13 protein-coding genes are annotated in these 14,976 nt (G+C 59.3%); 4 read left to right on the forward strand and 9 right to left on the reverse strand.

Going from position 1 to position 14,976, the window contains the following annotated elements; genetic code table 11:
- Window positions 1–149: 149 nt before the first annotated feature.
- The 3 genes from creB to creD all read left to right on the forward strand — a co-directional run bounded on the left by creB (window position 150) and on the right by creD (window position 3,788).
- A complete protein-coding gene (creB, locus tag ACYZTL_RS17930) occupies window positions 150–830 on the forward strand; it encodes a two-component system response regulator CreB (RefSeq protein ID WP_461952909.1) in 681 nt (226 codons plus the stop codon).
- Entirely contained in the window at window positions 830–2,257 is a 1,428-nt protein-coding gene (creC, locus tag ACYZTL_RS17935) for a two-component system sensor histidine kinase CreC (protein WP_461952910.1), read from the forward strand. Before creB ends, creC begins: the two co-directional genes overlap by 1 nt.
- Before the next feature lie 160 nt (window positions 2,258–2,417).
- Window positions 2,418–3,788: a cell envelope integrity protein CreD gene (gene creD / locus ACYZTL_RS17940; RefSeq protein WP_461952911.1), complete on the forward strand. Its 1,371-nt coding sequence runs from the start codon at window positions 2,418–2,420 to the stop codon at window positions 3,786–3,788.
- Between the two features lie 117 nt (window positions 3,789–3,905).
- Here the strand turns inward: creD and ACYZTL_RS17945 are convergent, their stop codons facing one another.
- From ACYZTL_RS17945 to ACYZTL_RS17985, 9 genes are all read right to left on the reverse strand, one after another.
- Window positions 3,906–4,751: an RHS repeat-associated core domain-containing protein gene (locus ACYZTL_RS17945; protein ID WP_461952912.1), complete on the reverse strand. Its 846-nt coding sequence runs from the start codon at window positions 4,749–4,751 to the stop codon at window positions 3,906–3,908.
- A gap of 104 nt (window positions 4,752–4,855) precedes the next feature.
- Window positions 4,856–5,485: a glutathione S-transferase family protein gene (locus ACYZTL_RS17950; RefSeq protein ID WP_461952913.1), complete on the reverse strand. Its 630-nt coding sequence runs from the start codon at window positions 5,483–5,485 to the stop codon at window positions 4,856–4,858.
- A gap of 178 nt (window positions 5,486–5,663) precedes the next feature.
- Window positions 5,664–5,843 carry a hypothetical protein gene (locus ACYZTL_RS17955; RefSeq protein WP_461952914.1) on the reverse strand — a complete coding sequence of 60 codons (180 nt, stop codon included), beginning with the start codon at window positions 5,841–5,843 and terminating at the stop codon, window positions 5,664–5,666.
- On the reverse strand, window positions 5,840–6,970 hold the full coding sequence (locus tag ACYZTL_RS17960) for a PepSY-associated TM helix domain-containing protein (protein ID WP_461952915.1): 1,131 nt from the start codon (window positions 6,968–6,970) through the stop codon (window positions 5,840–5,842). Before ACYZTL_RS17960 ends, ACYZTL_RS17955 begins: the two co-directional genes overlap by 4 nt.
- A gap of 72 nt (window positions 6,971–7,042) precedes the next feature.
- Window positions 7,043–9,487 carry a TonB-dependent siderophore receptor gene (locus ACYZTL_RS17965; protein WP_461952916.1) on the reverse strand — a complete coding sequence of 815 codons (2,445 nt, stop codon included), beginning with the start codon at window positions 9,485–9,487 and terminating at the stop codon, window positions 7,043–7,045.
- A 231-nt stretch (window positions 9,488–9,718) separates the two neighbouring features.
- Window positions 9,719–10,690: a FecR domain-containing protein gene (locus ACYZTL_RS17970; RefSeq protein ID WP_461952917.1), complete on the reverse strand. Its 972-nt coding sequence runs from the start codon at window positions 10,688–10,690 to the stop codon at window positions 9,719–9,721.
- Window positions 10,687–11,205, reverse strand: a complete 519-nt coding sequence (locus tag ACYZTL_RS17975) for an RNA polymerase sigma factor (protein WP_461952918.1) — start codon at window positions 11,203–11,205, stop codon at window positions 10,687–10,689. Before ACYZTL_RS17975 ends, ACYZTL_RS17970 begins: the two co-directional genes overlap by 4 nt.
- 258 nt (window positions 11,206–11,463) lie before the next feature.
- On the reverse strand, window positions 11,464–12,171 hold the full coding sequence (locus ACYZTL_RS17980) for a 3'-5' exonuclease (RefSeq protein WP_461952919.1): 708 nt from the start codon (window positions 12,169–12,171) through the stop codon (window positions 11,464–11,466).
- A complete protein-coding gene (locus ACYZTL_RS17985; RefSeq protein WP_461952920.1) occupies window positions 12,168–14,108 on the reverse strand; it encodes a putative nucleotidyltransferase substrate binding domain-containing protein in 1,941 nt (646 codons plus the stop codon). The genes ACYZTL_RS17980 and ACYZTL_RS17985 overlap by 4 nt, the downstream gene beginning before the upstream one ends.
- Before the next feature lie 254 nt (window positions 14,109–14,362).
- Between ACYZTL_RS17985 and ACYZTL_RS17990 the strand changes: the two genes are divergently transcribed.
- Window positions 14,363–14,809: a response regulator gene (locus ACYZTL_RS17990; protein WP_461952921.1), complete on the forward strand. Its 447-nt coding sequence runs from the start codon at window positions 14,363–14,365 to the stop codon at window positions 14,807–14,809.
- Window positions 14,810–14,976 lie beyond the last annotated feature (167 nt).

The following is a 14,976-nucleotide window of genomic DNA, read 5'->3' on the forward strand; positions in this document are numbered from 1 at the left end:
GAAGTCTTAGCATCGGATCTTTTTCAGCCATTGCCTACTATCAGAACTGCTAGGTCCTACAGACCACGCCGCTGATTTACGCTTCCTGATTGACGCCGCATCCTCCCTTGGTTCACCGTTCGCCCACTCACCTATCGGGCTCGGACGCCATGCCTCATATCCTAATTGTCGAAGACGAAGCGGCGATTGCCGACACCCTGATTTTCGCCTTGCAGGGCGAAGGGTTCACCACGACGTGGCTGAGCCTCGGCGCCGCCGCGCTGGACCATCAGCGGCAGACACCAGCGGATCTGATCATTCTCGACATCGGCCTGCCGGACATCAGCGGCTTCGAAACCTGCAAGCAACTGCGCCGTTTCAGCGACGTGCCGGTGATTTTTCTCAGTGCTCGAGATGCGGAAATCGACCGCGTCGTAGGCCTGGAAATCGGCGCCGACGATTACGTGGTCAAGCCGTTCAGCCCACGGGAAGTGGCGGCGCGCGTCCGGGCCATCCTCAAACGCATGGTGCCGCGCGCAGCGGTCGAGATGGGTTCGGCGCTGTTTCGCATCGACAGCGAGCGAGTGCAGATCAGCTATCGAGGCCAGTTGCTGACCCTCACGCGCCACGAGTTCCGTCTGTTGCAATGCCTGCTCGAACAACCTGAACGCGTGTTCAGCCGCGAGCAACTGCTCGATGCGCTGGGCGTCGCCGCCGATGCCGGGTACGAGCGCAGCATCGACAGCCACATCAAGAGCGTGCGCGCCAAGTTGCGTCTGGTGAAGGCCGACGCTGAGCCGATCCAGACCCATCGCGGCCTCGGTTACAGCTACAGTCCGGGGCACAGCTGATGCCATTGGGAATCCGGATTTTCCTGGTCTATGTGCTGTTCATCGGTCTGACGGGTTACTTCGTGCTCAGCACCGTCATGGAAGAAATCCGCCCCGGCGTGCGTCAGTCCACCGAAGAAACCCTGGTCGACACCGCCAACCTGATGGCCGAAATCCTGCGCGACGACTTCAAGGCCGGCACCCTCAACCAGAACCGCTGGCCGGAATTGCTCAGGGCCTATGGCGAGCGGCAGCCAAAAGCGAATATCTGGGGTCTGCCGAAGAATCAGGTCAATCACCGTATCTACGTCACCGACGCGAAAGGCATCGTGGTGCTGGATTCCAGCGGTGTGGCGGTGGGGCAGGATTACTCGCGTTGGAACGATGTTCTGCTGACCCTGCGTGGCGAGTACGGCGCCCGCTCCAGTCGCAGCGATCCGAACGATGCCAACTCTTCGGTGATGCACGTTGGCGCGCCGATCCGCGATACCGGCCGGATCATTGGCGTGGTCACCGTGGCCAAACCCAACAGCTCGTTGCAGCCTTATGTCGATCGCACCGAGCGTCGATTGCTCGCGTATGGCGCCGGGCTGATCGGCCTCGGTTTGCTGTTCGGCGCGCTGCTGTCGTGGTGGTTGAGCGCGGCGCTGCGGCGCTTGACCGCGTATGCGAAAGCCGTGAGTGAAGGCCGGCGCGTCGAGGTTCCGCATTATCGCGGCGGCGAAATGGAGCAACTGGCGACCGCTGTGGAGCAGATGCGCACGCAGCTCGAAGGCAAAGCCTACGTCGAGCGTTATGTACACACGCTGACCCATGAACTGAAAAGCCCGCTGGCGGCGATTCGCGGCGCGGCGGAGTTGCTGCAAGGGGAGATGCCGTTGGCTCAACAGCAGCGTTTCGTCAGCAACATCGACAGCGAAAGCGTGCGGATGCAGCAGTTGATCGAGCGACTGCTGAATCTGGCTCAGGTTGAACAGCGTCAGGGTCTGGAAGAGCGGGTGTCCGTGCCATTGGCGGGTTTGGTGGATGAACTGCTGAACGCTCAAGCCGCGCGAATCGAAGGCAAACAGTTACGCGTGGATCAGGCGATTCCAGCGGATCTGGCGATCACTGGCGAGCCGTTTCTGTTGCGTCAGGCGCTGGGCAATCTGCTGGAAAATGCGCTGGATTTCACTCCGACGAATGGCGCGCTGTGGTTCAGCGCCGAGCGTATTGGGGAGCAGATTGAGTTCAAACTGTTCAACCAGGCCGAAGCGATTCCCGACTACGCGTTGCCGCGATTGAGTGAGCGCTTCTATTCCTTGCCGCGTCCGGACAGCGGACGCAAGAGCACGGGGCTGGGGCTTAACTTTGTTGAAGAAGTGGTGAAGTTGCATGGCGGGACATTGCACATCGGTAATGTCGAGGGCGGGGTTGAAGTGAGTTTGCATTTGCCTTCAGACCGCTAAAGATCGCAGCCTTCGGCAGCTCCTACAGGTGTAAGCCGATCTATGTAGGAGCTGCCGAAGGCTGCGATCTTTTTCTCAACTTCACAAAGTTTCCACATTCTCCCCACAAAACCCCCACACACCGATTCCAGACTCCCCCCATCCAAACAGGGAGAGTCCCATGAACCGAAATCTGACCCTAAAACTCGGGGCCATTGCCCTTCTGATTCTGTTGTTGCTGATCCCGCTGTTGATGATTAACGGCGTGATCGAGGACCGCCAGCAACTGCGCGACGGTGTGCTCGAAGACATCGCGCGCAGCTCCAGCTACAGCCAGCGACTGAGCGGACCGTTGATGGTGGTGCCCTATCGCAAAGTGGTGCGCACCTGGAAACTCAACGAAAAAACCAACGAGCGCTACCAGGACGTCGGGGAAGAACGCGGCCGTTTGTATTTCCTGCCAGAACGTTTCGAACTCGACGGGGAGGTCAAGACGGAACTGCGTGCCCGGGGCATTTACGAGGCGCGGTTGTTCCACGCCGATAACCGCATCAGCGGGCATTTCTCGGTGCCGGCGCAACTGGGCATCAAGGAAAATTTCGCCGATTACCAGTTCGATCAGCCGTTCCTCGCGGTCGGGATCAGCGACATTCGCGGCATCGAGAATGCGTTGAAACTGGAACTCAATGACCTGCGTCTGGACTTCGTGCCGGGCAGCCAGGTGGGCTGGTTGGGCGAGGGCGTCCATGTGACGTTGCCGGCGCTCAACCCCAATCAAGCCACGGAATTGACCTTCGGTTTCGACCTGCGTTTACAAGGCACTGGCCAATTGCAAGTCCTCCCGGTGGGCAAGACGAGCAAGGTGTCGCTGGAGTCCAACTGGCCGCATCCGAGCTTCATCGGCAACTACCTGCCGGCCCAGCGCGAAGTCTCCGATCAGGGCTTCACGGCCAATTGGCAGACGACGTTTTTCTCCACCAACCTGCAAGAAGCCCTGAGCAGTTGCGTATCCGGTAACGACTGTGAAGCGTTCAATGGCCGCAGCTTCGGTGTGAGCTTCATTGATCCCGTGGACCAATATTTGAAAAGCGACCGGGCAATCAAATATGCGCTGTTGTTCATCGTTCTGACCTTCGCCGGTTTCTTCCTCTTCGAAGTGCTGAAAAGCCTGGCGGTGCACCCGGTGCAATACGCACTGGTGGGCGTGGCCCTGGCGTTCTTCTACTTGCTGTTGCTGTCGTTGTCCGAGCACATCGGTTTCGCCCTGGCGTATCTGTTGTCAGCAAGCGGTTGTGTGTTGCTGATCGGTTTCTATGTCTGCCACGTGCTGCGCAGCGTGCGCCACGGCTTGAGTTTTTCGGCAGGGTTGGCGGCGCTGTATGGCCTGCTTTATGGCTTGTTGAGTGCCGAGGATTACGCGCTGCTGATGGGATCGTTGCTGCTGTTCGGCTTGCTCGGCGTGTTCATGGTGCTGACCCGCAAACTGGACTGGTACGGGATCGGGCAGAAGGCAGCCAAACCGTTGGAGTTTGATATCGGGGTGGTGGAATGAGTCGGTCGTTCGGGTTGCGTGAGGATCGAGAGACAGGGAAACAACTGGCGATAAAGATCGCCAGTTTATTTCCTTTCTCTCAGAACAGGCAGGATTATCGCCAAATAAGACTTACAGTTAGATTTCCCGAATGCTTTGCTGGTAGTGAGTCATGTTTCCATGACTGACTTTGTTATATTTAATGAGTTGTTTGAAGCTAATGGATGATCTTGTTGATGTTTTGATTTTGGTATTTATAAAGTCGACTTTATGCGGGCTCGTATAGTGAGCGTCGGGATTTAAAGATACGTTAGTGATACGGCTTTTTCCGACGGAGTGCGTTTCGTTGCCGTAATTAACTTTGATTGATTGTTCTTTTGTAAATGTAAGTTCTTGAGTTGCAGCCTGTGTGCGTTTAATGAAGTTGTTCCCGTTGGGCTGGATGTGTTGTGCCTTGATGGTGTAATCCAGCTGCTGTAGTTCTAAATTGAAGCCGTTATTTTTTACTCGGGAGTATCTGACTGGTGTCGGCTCGGATATGGTGAATTTATCGGTAAGTTTCTTTGCGATCCGGTCCACTTGGCCAGGGCGTGGTGAGTTATCAAAAAGCGATTGACTGACGAATTTTCTTAATGTGCTAAAAAAAGCATGCCCAGTCGGGTCCTGGCGATTAATCGGATCACATCCGCAATACACGTACGCATTCAACCAGCCGGCGCCGAACGGGCTCCAACTGTCGGGGCAGATAAACCGCATCAATATGGGACTGTACATTCGATAGCCATTACCCAGTGGATAATGGCCTGTCATTAACTCCCGCAATTCGCCGTTAAACCGTAGTTGACTTTGCGGGTCGTCACCCCATGGGCTTTCGCCGTAGGGAGTGTAGGTAACAGCTCTGTTCATATTCTCATCGAGAGCATTCAACACCGAATTCTGCCGATCAGTAGCTAACAAGATTGTTTTGCGAGAATTCGTAGGCATTGGCTGATCTCCGTATCCAGATCCGAAAAGGATGGCTGTCAGTGTCGGGGATGGTTCAGCTTTTGCCTACTATCAGAACTGCTAGTCTTTTGCCCTTGAGGAATTCAAACCTTCGGCATCGTCGCCACCATCGAAGGTCGCTGACTCACCTCGAAATACCACTCGGCCAACTGCGGATTCACCTCGCGCCATTCCAGATCCGGATGGCGCAGGTCGAGGTAACCCAACGCACACGCCACACTGATCGCCGCCACATCGAAATGGCTGGTCAGCTCGGCAATCGCGTCTTTTTCCAGCAGCGCCAAGGCGCGGCGAATCTTGTCGCGCTGGCCATCGAGCCATTCGTCCCAGTGTTTTTCCGGAGCGCGCAGGGCGACTTCATAACGAACCAGCACCGCCGCGTCCATAATCCCGTCGGCCATCGAGGCCAGGGTCAATCGACGCCAGCGGGCCGAGCCTTCACGGGGGATCAACGGGTTGCCGACGTGCTGGTGGTCGAGGTAATCGAGGATCACCCGGCTGTCATGGATGACGTTGCCGTCGGCCAGGCGCAGGGCCGGGATCTTGCTCAGCGGGTTGTCGTCGATGAGGGGCAGGTCCGGGGCGAGCGGGGTGAGTACGCAGTTTTGCAGCGCGACGCGGTCTTGCTGACCGGTTTCGTGCAGCAGCACCATGACTTTGCGAACGAAAGGCGACAACGAGTTGTGGTAGAGGGTCATGCTCGGGGCGGACATGGCAGCGTCTCGGTCGGTGGACAGTGTCGGGAGCATAGCGCGTTGTTGACGCCGTCTGTAGGAGCGAGCTTGCTCGCGATGCTGGTGAACGATAACGCGTAAAACCAGATGCCCAGCGGCGTCCTCGGTTTTTCGCGAGCAATCGAGCGTCGACCGGCTGCTCCTACAGGTGAGACGTTCAGCGGCGTTGCAGTAATCCGCGTGTTGCCAGGGCAACCGGAATGCCCAAACCGAGCCAGCTCAGGGCATCCCACACGCCATCGTCCAGTAACGCAGCAAACAATCCCGCCGCACTAAGCAGGGCGATGACGGTTGGCGTGGCGAAGACCTTCCAGAAGTTCGACTGTCGGGGTTTCATGCCACGCTCTCCGCTTTCTCCAGCACGGGTTTTGCCGCTTTGCGCCGCACCACCCACAGGTAAACCCCGCTGCCGAGCACGATGATGGTCAGCACATCCAGCGTCGCCCAGAGAATTTTCATCGGCATGCCGCCGTAATCGCCGAAGTGCAACGGCTGAGACATACCCATGGCGTCCATGTACCACGGCCTTTCAGCCACGGCAGTGACTTGCAGGGTGCTGGCGTCGATCAGCACCGGCGTCAGCAAGTGCGAGGTCAGGTGCGTGCTGCCCTTCATGAACACCGCGTAATGGTGCTCGCTGGAAAACCGCGTGCCGGGGAAGGCGATGAAGTCCGGCTGCATGTCGGGCGCAACGTCTTTGGCGATGTCGAGCAGGCGGGTTGCCGGCGCCAGTTGTGTCAGGGGAGGTGCGTCGCGGTACGGCGCGACCATTGCGCTCAGGCTGTCATTGCGCCACGCGGCGATCAGTAGATCGGCGCAAGCACTGATGATGCCGGTGACGCCGACCACCAGCGCCCAGGTCAACGTCACCACGCCGATCAGGTTGTGCAAATCGAGCCAGCGCAGACGGGTGGATTTGTCCTGACGCACGGTGGCGAATTTCAAGCGGCGCATGAACGGCAGATACAGCACCGTCCCGGACACGATCGCCGCCACGAACAGAATGCCCATGAACGCCAGCAGCAGTTTGCCCGGCAGGCCGGCGAACATGTCCACGTGCAGGCGCAGTATGACCATCATGAAGCCGCCATTGGCCGACGGCATTTCCAATGCTTCGCCGGTGCGGGTGTCGAGCATGAAGGTGTGGGACGAATTCGGTTCGGTGCCAGCGGTGGCTGCCATGATCGCGATCGCAGCGTTGGGTTCGTCTTCGTCGAAGCCGAAATATTGCATGACTTCGCCGGGACGATGCTTTTCCGACGCCAGCACCAACTGTTGCAAATCCAGCTGCGGGGTGTCGGCCGGCATCTGCTGCAATTCGGCGGCATCGCCCAGCAGGTGGTCGATCTCGTGATGGAAGATCAACGGAAAGCCGGTGAGCGCCAGCATCAGCAGGAAGACCGTACAGATCAGGCTGGTCCAGGTGTGGACGAAGGACCAGCGGCGAATTGTTTTGCTCTTCATTTCATAGCCTTCAGAAATACCAAAGCCGTCCATGAAGGACGGCTTGGTTACAGGGCGTATCAGATCAAGCGTTTACCACTTGTACGTGGCACTGGCGACGACGCTGCGCAGGTCGCCGTAGTAGCAGTAGAAGCCGTCACAGGTGGAGATGTAATCCTTGTTGAGCAGGTTGGTCGCGTTCACGGCCAGCGAGGCACCTTTCAAGCTGTTGTCCAGACGGCCCAGGTCGTAATGAACCGCCGCGTCGAACACCGTGTAGGCGTCAGCCTTGCCCAGCGTGGTGTTGCCCTGATCGCCGTAAGTATTGCCGGTGTAACGCGCGCCGGCGCCGATGCCGAAGCCATCCAGCACGCCGTTGTGCCAGGTGTAATCGGTCCACAGCGAAGCCTGCTGGTTGGGCATCAGTTGCAGGCGGTTGCCTTTGAAGTCGCCTTTCTGCACTTCGGATTTCGCCAGGGTGTAGGCGGCGATGATCTTCAGGTTGTCGGTGACGTCGGAGACCGCTTCCAGCTCCAGGCCTTTGACTTTCACTTCACCGGTCTGGCTGGTGATCGTCACGTTACCCACGGTGTCGGTGACGTTGACGTTTTTCTGGGTCAGGTCATACACCGCGGCGCTCAGCAATGTATTGCTGCCCGGTGGTTGGTACTTGATGCCCAGTTCCCACTGCTGGCCTTCAGTCGGCTTGAACGATTCGTCCGGCTTTGCCACGGCATTGCTGGTGGGCTGGAACGACTCGGCGTAAGACAGGTAAGGCACGATGCCGTTGTCGAACACATAGCTGATCGCCGCGTTGCCGCTGAATTTCTTGTCGCGCTCGGTGTTGGTTGCATCGTCTTCATTGAAGAATTTGGTGCCGGTGTGGACCCAATCCTCGCGGCCGCCCAGGGTCAGGCGCCATTGGTCGAGGGCCATCTGGTCCTGAACGTACAGACCGGTCTGAAAGGTCTTCTGGTCGTAGTCATAGAAGGCATCGGAACGCGGCGGGCGAGTGATCGGCAAGCCGTATTGCGGTGTATTGACGTTGATGCCCGGTGCGAAACCGAAGATCGAGAGGTAGTTGGTGTTGCTGCGCTGATGGTCCAGCCCGATCAGCAGGGTGTGGCGGACATCACCGGTGGAAAAGTCGCCCTGGAAGTTGTTGTCCACCGCGAACTGGCTGATGTCTTCTTCCACATTGGTGGTACCGCGACCGGTATTGCCCTGGTCATCGACGACGAATCCGAACGCGGCAAACGCCGGGTTGTAGGCGTTGACGGTAATGGCCTGGAACGACAGATCGGACTTGGTGTAGCGCAGGTTTTGCCGGAACTGCCAGACATCGTTCAGGCGATGTTCGAAGGCGTAGCCCAGCGCGTAGTAAGTGCGGTCGTAGTACTCGTAGTTCGGATCTCCCAGATTCTTGTGGTGGGAAATATCGCCAAACGGCATGTCGATTTTGGTGCCTTGAATCGAGTGGAACTGGCTGGTGATGCCGGTATCGTCACGGGTGAACTGAGTCAGCAGGGTGAACTTGGTGTCGTCGTCGATGTTCCACGTCAGGCTCGGCGCAATGTTGTAGCGCTTGTTGTCGATGTGGTCGATCTGCGTGCCGCTGTCGCGTACTACGCCGCTCACGCCGTAGAGGAACTGGCCTTCGTCGTCGATCTTGCCGGTGCTGGCGAAGTTGATCTGGCGGTGATTGTCACTGCCGTACTGCACCTGGATTTCATTGCTCGACTCGGCGCTGGGACGACGGCTGACCATGTCCAGCAAACCGCCCGGCGGGGTCTGGCCGTACACCGATGAAGCCGGGCCGCGCAGCAGGGCGAGGCGGTCGAGGTTCCAGGTTTCCGGTTTCGGGTTGGCGTACACGCCTTTTGGCAGCGGCAAGCCGTCGAGGAACTGGGTCGGTTCAAAGCCACGGACCCGCAGCCAGTCGGTGCGGGTGTCGCTGCCGAAACTGCTGGCGGTGATGCCGGGCATGTAGCGCACGGCGTCATCGAGGCTGTGCACGCTACGGTCGTCCATTTGTTCGCGGGTGGCGATCGAAATCGAACGCGGCGCTTCGACCAGCGCGGTGTCGGTCTTGGTGCCGGCGGCGGTGCGCTTGGCCAGGTAGCCTTCCACCGGGCCCCAGGCACTTTCAGTGTTTTCAACGCCGATGATGGCGGTTTCCGGCAGAGCCATCACACCTTCAGGCGCAGCGACCAGGCTATAGGTGCCGGTGCTGCTCTGTTCCAGTTGCAGGCCGGTGCCGAGTAACGCGGCCCGCAAGGCACCTGCTGCATCGTATTGGCCGTTGACCGGTGCCGACGTCTTGCCCGCCGCCAGCGCTGGACTCAGCGACAACGCCAGGCCGGACTGGCTGGCGATCTGGTTCAACGTGCTGGCCAATGGCGCGGCCGGCAGGTTATAGGCGCGAACGCTGGATGCCTGTTCCGCAGCGATCAGTTGGCTGCTGGCCAGTGGGGTGCAAAGGGCAATGGCAACCGCCAGCAAACTGGGGCGCAACAAGGTGTCTAGCGAACGGGACATACAGCGGCTCCTGAAAGGGAATACTTCTCAATTACCCAAGTGCCGAACGAAAAACCAAAAGTGATAGGGCTGGATGAAAATAATTTCGATTCAGCAATTGTGGTGAGGCTGAGGGCCTCTTCGCGGGCAAGTCGAATCGTCGCACCGCCGCTCCCACAGGTTCTGTGATCGACACAAAACCTTGTGGGAGCGGGCTTGCCCGCGAAGGCGTCGCGTCAGACACCGAAAATCTCAGGGCTTGGCTTCAGCCTTCGCCACCGTCACCCACCACGCCGTGTGCCGTTCGATCTGCACCGGCAGGGTCGGCAGCAGGGCGCTCAGGGCCAGGTCGGTGTCGTGCAACGGGAAACTGCCGGTGATTCGCAGGTCGGCGATCTCTGGCGCAACGCCCAGATGCCCGCGGCGATAACGACCGAGTTCGTGGATCAGGTCTTCCAGCCGTGCGTTGTCCACCACCAGCATGCCGCGAGTCCAGGCATCGGCGCCGAGATTGGTCGCAACGATTGGCCCGAGGCCATTGCTGTGCATCAGCACTTGCTGGCCTTCGCGCAGAATCTGTTCTTCAGGGCTCGACTCGGGATGGGCGGCCACGGCGGACTGCAACACACTCAGGCGCGTGCCGTCTTCCTCGCGCTTGACCAGGAATCGCGTGCCCAGTGCACGCATGCTGCCTTCGCGGGTCTCGACGATAAACGGCCGGGCATCGCCATGGCCGGTTTCGACGAGGATTTCCCCGTCCTGAAGAATCACCCGACGCTGCTTCTCATCAAAGCGAACGTCCACGGCACTGTGGGTGTTGAGGTTGATCACGGTGCCGTCGCTCAGGCGCAAGGTGCGTTGTTCGCCCGTGGCGGTGCGCTGATCGGCCAGCCAATAGTCGACCGGCAGATAACGCTCACCGGCGAACAGCGCCAGGCCGATCACCGCCACAATGCCCGCCACGCCGCTGCCCAGTTTGCGCACGCGCCGGCGAATGCTTTCGCGCGATTGCAGCAACGCGGTGCGGGCCGGGCCGCTGGCCACGCTGAAACGCTGGTCGAGCATGCCCAACTGGCGCCAGGCGCGGGCGTGCTCTTCGTGGGCGGCGTGCCATTTGGCGAACTCTTCGCGCTCCACCGGGTTGCCGGAATCCAGCGACAATTGCCAGGCAATCGCCGCGTCCAGCACCCGCGCCGAGACCGGTTTGGAACTGATCGGGCTCATACCGGCTCACCGTACAACGCGATGTAGCACTGACGAATACCCTGTGCCAGGTATTGACGCACCCGCGGCACCGACACGCTCAGACGCTGGGCGATTTCCGCGTGGCCGAGGCCGTCGAGACGGTTATAGAGAAAGGCTGCCCGGGCTTTGCTCGAGAGCTTGCCGAGCAGGCGATCGATGTTTTTCAGGTCTTCAAGGATCATTTGCTGTTCCTCCACCGACGGTTGCTCGCCTTCGGGGATCAGCATCAGTTCGGTGAGGTAAGCCTGTTCCAGCGCGGCGCGGCGGAAATAGTCGAACAGCAGGCCCTTGGCGATCGCCACCAGAAACGCCCGCGGTTCGCGCGGATCGTTCAGTTGATCACGGCCCAGCAACCGCACGAAGGTGTCTTGACTCAGGTCTTCGGCCCGTTGCGGACAGGCGACATTGCGTCGAAGCCAGGTCAAAAGCCAACTGCGGTGGTCGCGATATAACGCACCGACGAGCTCACTGTGGGGGCTTTGGACTGACGACACGCAGCATCACCGATTGAGAAGTGTTAAGTAACGAGAATTGTTCGCGATTGTGTCAGAGGCGGGGGAGGTAAGCAATTGGCCACTGGTCAGGTGGATTTCTGGGCATTGCGCAAAGTAAACCTGTGGCGAGGGAGCTTGCTCCCGCTCGGCTGCGCAGCAGTCGCAAAATCTGCGAACGCGATTTGTCTGGAGAATGCAGGGGGCCGCTTCGCACCCCAGCGGGAGCAAGCTCCCTCGCCACAGAGATATGTGCGAAGCCTAAAAAGAGGGCGACCGCTGCCTGCGTTTCCATTGACTGACCCGCTGCTGCAAATTCAACGGACTATGAATCTGCTGCAGCCGCGCCCGGCTGAACAGAATCAACGCCAGTTCGGCGGTCGCCAGCGCATCCGCACTGGCGTTATGGCGCTCGAACACTTCGAGCTTGAACCAGTCGATCCACTCGTCCAGCCCCGCCTCGCGGATACGCGCTTGTGGACACAGCAGCGGCGCAATGTCCGCCACATCCAGAAACGGATGCTGCAGCTTGTAGCCCAGATGATCTTTCAACGCACGCCCGAGCATGTGCTGATCGAACGGCGCATGAAACGCCAGTACCGGGCTATCGCCCACAAACTCCATGAACTCGACCAGGGCCTGCGCCGGATCACTGCCGGCAGCAATCGCGCTCGGGCCCAGGCCATGAATCAGGACGCTGGGACCGAGCTTGAGTTCGCTGCATTGCAGGGTGCGTTCGAACTGCTGACTGAAGTCGATCGCGCCGTCTTCAATGACCACCGCGCCGATGGACAGCACCCGATCCTTGTTCAGATTTAACCCGGTGGTTTCCAGGTCCAGCACCACCCAGCGCTGTTCGCGCAGGCTGCATTCGCTCAGCTCGGCTCCCGCGGGCAAGGCTTTCAGACGTTGCTGCAATTCGCCGGACAGCATCGGACCCGCCGGGCGCAGCCATGAAAACAGGCTCATAGCTGATACCGCAGCGTCAGGCTGCTTTGCAGGCGTTGGGCCTGGCGCAGGGATTCGCGCAGGATGCGTCGGTCCAGATGATTGAGACTGTCGGGATCGACCCGGTTGGAGTAGGGCAAATTCTCCCGGGTCTGTAGCTGATGTTGCTGCATGCGGGCTTGCTGGATGAAGTGATACGCCTCTTCGTACGCCGCACCGTCCAGCCGTTCGATGACCTCTTTTTCGACCAGTTGGCGAAAGCGCTCCAGCGTATTGTTGGCCTCGATGCCGTGGGCCAGCGCCAGCAATCGGGCGCCGTCGACAAAGGGCGTCAGACCCTGGACTTTCAGGTCCAGCGTCGCCTTCTCGCCATTCTTGCGCGCCAGCACGAACTCGCGGAAACGGCCTACGGGCGGGCGATTGCGCAGGGCGTTCTCGGCCATCATTCGCTGGAACAGCCGGTTGTCGGCGACCTGATCGAGAATCCCCCGGCGCAACTGCTCGCAGCTTTGCTCGTCGCCCCAGACCACGCGCAGGTCGAAATAGATGCTCGAACCCAGCAGGTTCTCCGGCGTCGCTTCACGAATAAACGCTGCAAAACGCCGCGCCCATTCGGCCCGGGACAAACACAGCTCGGGGTTGCCGGCCATGATGTTGCCCTTGCACAGGGTGAAACCGCACAGCGCCAGGCACTGGTTGATGTGTTGAGCGATGGGCAGCAACTTGCCGCGAATCTCGGCGGCGTGCGCCGCGTCCCGCGCTTCGAACAGAATGCCGTTGTCCTGATCGGTGTGCAGCGTCTGCTCGCGGCGGCCTTCGCTGCCGAAACACAGCCAACTGAAGGGCACGCCGGGGTCGCCTTTCTCGGCGAGGGTCAGTTCGATCACCCGGCACACGGTGTGGTCGTTGAGCAGGGTGATGATGTGGGTGATCTGGGTCGAAGACGCGCCGTGGGCCAACATGCGCTCAACCAGTTGACCGATTTCGCCGCGCATCGCCACCAGGTTTTCCACGCGCTGGGCGCTGCGGATGGTGCGCGCCAGATGCACCAGATCGACCCGTTGCAGGGAAAACAGGTCACGCTCCGAGACCACGCCGCACAGGCGCTGATCCTTCACCAGACAAACGTGGGCGATATGCCGCTCGGTCATGGCAATCGCTGCATCGAAGGCGCTGTGGTCCGGCGTCAGGAAAAACGGTGACCGGGTCATGTGCCGTTCGATGGCTTCGTTGAAGTCGTTGGTTCCTTCGGCCACGACGTGGCGCAGGTCGCGCAGGGTGAAAATGCCCAGCGGCGACTTGTGTTCATCGACCACCACAATGCTGCCGACCTGCTGCTTGTGCATCAGGGTCACCGCTTCGCGCAAAGGCGTTATCGGGCTGCACGTCACCGGATGGCGCATGGCCAACTCGCCCAACCGGGTGTTGAGTGAGTACTGGGTGCCGAGGGTTTCCACGGCTTTTTGCTGGACTTGCTGATTGACCTGATCCAGCAAACTGCTGACGCCGCGTAGGGCAAAGTCGCGAAATGCGTTGGAAAGTGCGAACAATTTGATGAACGCCAGCTTGTTCAGCTGTAGGCAAAAGGTGTCTTCGGCTGCCAGATGTTCGGTGCGCGTCGCGCGTTCACCCAGCAACGCGGCGAGGGGAAAGCACTCGCCGGTGGTGATTTCGAAGGTGGTTTCGGTGCCGCCCTTGGCCGTGTGGGGGCGCTCACCCACGACGCGGCCCTGTTTGACGATGTAGAAATGCTCAACCGGGCCATCGGCGGGCTTGATGATGCTTTCGCCGGGCGCATAAAAACGCAGCTGACATTGTTCCACCAGGTACGCCAGGTGAGCGTGTTCCATTTGATTGAAGGGCGGGAAGCGCTGAAGGAATTGCACAGTGCCCTGGATGTTCTGCAACACCGCGGTTTTCCCTGCCTGTGTGAAGGCGTCCGCTTTACTCATAACCATAACCGCAGTCTTTATTTCGAATTGTTGTCGTCGGATGACTCAGTCATGGTCGGCCCCGGAAGGCAGGCTGCCCATTGGACGTAAGTCTAGGTCGGGCCTTTCGGTGATGAAATTTCGGAAATACCCTACGCAATCTTGGGAAGAACCTATCCTTCCTCCTATAGGAAATAAACCCGACGAAGTGCACATTGAAGCTCTGCTTGGCGATGTCTCACCACTGTGCCAGGGATGAAATTGAACACTTAGAGAACACCATGTCCGACCACGATATTTTAAGTGACGCCGAGCGCGAGGCGCTCAGTGCCGTCATGCTGAAACCCGATCTGCCGCCGCAACGGGTGCTGATCGTCGATGACGATAAAGATGCGCGTGAGCTGCTGTCGGAAATTCTGGGCCTGGATGGCATTCGTTGCATGACCGCGGCCAGCGGTGAGACCGCCCTCAAGATGCTGGACGAGCAGCCGTCGATCGGCTTGGTGATCACCGATCTGCGGATGGGACACATTGACGGCCTGGATTTGATCCGCAAAGTCCGTGAGTCTGTTCGGGCCGCCATGCCGATCATCATCGTTTCGGGCGATGCCGACGTGAAGGACGCGATTGCCGCCATGCATTTGAGCGTGGTGGATTTCCTGTTGAAGCCCATCGATACCGACAAACTGCTGGGGTTGGTCAAGCATGAGCTGGGGATGGAGCCGTAGCGCTGAGGGCTTTTGTGGTGAGGGGATTTATCCCCGTTCGGCTGCGAAGCAGTCGTGAAATTGGCGGATGCGATTGGTCTGGAGAAGGGGGCCGCTTCGCGACCCAACGGGGATAAATCCCCTCGCCACAAATGACCGCATTCGCAAACAAAAAAAGCCCTGATCGA

It is taken from the genome of Pseudomonas sp. LB3P81 (assembly GCF_054897965.1).

Excerpts from the sequence above, each read along its gene's own strand:
- creB (WP_461952909.1), top strand. The coding sequence starts at position 150 with ATGCCTCATATCCTAATTGTCGAAGACGAAGCGGCGATTGCCGACACC.
- creC (WP_461952910.1), top strand. The coding sequence starts at position 830 with ATGCCATTGGGAATCCGGATTTTCCTGGTCTATGTGCTGTTCATCGGT.
- creD (WP_461952911.1), top strand. The coding sequence starts at position 2,418 with ATGAACCGAAATCTGACCCTAAAACTCGGGGCCATTGCCCTTCTGATT.
- ACYZTL_RS17945 (WP_461952912.1), bottom strand. The coding sequence starts at position 4,751 with ATGCCTACGAATTCTCGCAAAACAATCTTGTTAGCTACTGATCGGCAG.
- ACYZTL_RS17950 (WP_461952913.1), bottom strand. The coding sequence starts at position 5,485 with ATGTCCGCCCCGAGCATGACCCTCTACCACAACTCGTTGTCGCCTTTC.
- ACYZTL_RS17955 (WP_461952914.1), bottom strand. The coding sequence starts at position 5,843 with ATGAAACCCCGACAGTCGAACTTCTGGAAGGTCTTCGCCACGCCAACC.
- ACYZTL_RS17960 (WP_461952915.1), bottom strand. The coding sequence starts at position 6,970 with ATGAAGAGCAAAACAATTCGCCGCTGGTCCTTCGTCCACACCTGGACC.
- ACYZTL_RS17965 (WP_461952916.1), bottom strand. The coding sequence starts at position 9,487 with ATGTCCCGTTCGCTAGACACCTTGTTGCGCCCCAGTTTGCTGGCGGTT.
- ACYZTL_RS17970 (WP_461952917.1), bottom strand. The coding sequence starts at position 10,690 with ATGAGCCCGATCAGTTCCAAACCGGTCTCGGCGCGGGTGCTGGACGCG.
- ACYZTL_RS17980 (WP_461952919.1), bottom strand. The coding sequence starts at position 12,171 with ATGAGCCTGTTTTCATGGCTGCGCCCGGCGGGTCCGATGCTGTCCGGC.
- ACYZTL_RS17985 (WP_461952920.1), bottom strand. The coding sequence starts at position 14,108 with ATGGTTATGAGTAAAGCGGACGCCTTCACACAGGCAGGGAAAACCGCG.
- ACYZTL_RS17990 (WP_461952921.1), top strand. The coding sequence starts at position 14,363 with ATGTCCGACCACGATATTTTAAGTGACGCCGAGCGCGAGGCGCTCAGT.